1 protein-coding gene is annotated in these 1,168 nt (G+C 59.3%); it reads left to right on the top strand.

Annotated features, from left to right (window positions below):
• Window positions 1–183: 183 nt before the first annotated feature.
• A partial coding sequence (locus tag AB4Z11_RS32180) for a glycoside hydrolase family 5 protein (RefSeq protein ID WP_442030307.1) occupies window positions 184–1,168 on the top strand: 985 nt, incomplete at its 3' end.

Raw genomic sequence — 1,168 nt, 5'->3', positions numbered from 1 at the left:
GACCGGCACCGTGACCATAGGCGCGCGCAGCGGCCAGTATCCGGGAATGGTGGCAAAGCGCGTGTTCAAGATCCAGTTTATCGGTGCTGGCACTGCGGCCGCGCAGTCCTTCGATAAGGCAGACAAGCAAGTCACGTACGAAGGCAAAGCACTGACGGTGAAACGGTGAGATCGAAGACTCTGTTGGTCCTTGCAATCTGCGCGGCGTCTGCCGCGCATGCTGAGGATGCCATGCGCGATATCGGCAGCCTGCAATTTGCCCAGCAAATGGCGCCCGGCTGGAACCTCGGCAATGCGCTGGAAGCCACCGGAAGTGAGACGGCCTGGGGTAATCCACCCGCCAATCAGGCCTTGTTCAATGCCATCAAGGCCGCCGGCTTCAAAAGCGTGCGCATTCCGGCGGCGTGGAGCCAATATGCGGACGCCGACGACAAGATCAGTCCACGCTGGATGGAGCGCGTGACGCAGGTTGTGAACTATGCGCACAGGGCGGGCCTGTACGCCATTCTCAATATTCACTGGGATGGCGGCTGGCTGCAGCCCGATTACGCGCACCAGGCAGCAGCCAACGCGCGCCTGAGCAAGTATTGGACGCAGATCGCCGGCAACTTCAGGAATCACGGCGATACGCTGCTGTTCGCAGGTACCAATGAAGTCCTGGTCCCCGGCCACTATAGCCCGCCGACTGCCGAGAACTGCGAGGTGCAGAAAGGCTTCAACCAGACCTTCGTCACGGCAGTGCGCAGTACCGGCGGTAATAACCTGCACCGTCATCTGGTCGTGCAAGCGTATAACACCAATATCGACAATGCCTTGAGCTGCAACGCTTCCATGCCGGATGACCGCGTAAGCAACCGCTTGATGATGGAAGTGCACTTCTACGACCCATGGGACTTCACCATCGATGCCAACAGCAATTCCTGGCAGTGGGGTCAGGCCGTCAACCCTTCCGGCTGGGCCAATGAATCTCACGTGGACGCGCAGATGCAGAAAATGAAGACGGCCTTCATCGACAAAGGTATCCCGGTTATCCTGGGCGAGTATGGCGCCATGCTGCGCACCGAACATGATCCGGCGGGCAGCAATCGAACGCACTGGGATCAGTATGTGACACGTTCTGCGCTCGAACACGGTCTGGTGCCGATGTACTGGGACAACGGCTACAACG

This window comes from Pseudoduganella sp. RAF53_2, assembly GCF_052113985.1.
In the GTDB taxonomy this organism is placed as follows: Bacteria; Pseudomonadota; Gammaproteobacteria; order Burkholderiales; family Burkholderiaceae_D; genus Rugamonas.
This window is presented reverse-complemented; position numbering and strand designations above follow the sequence as displayed.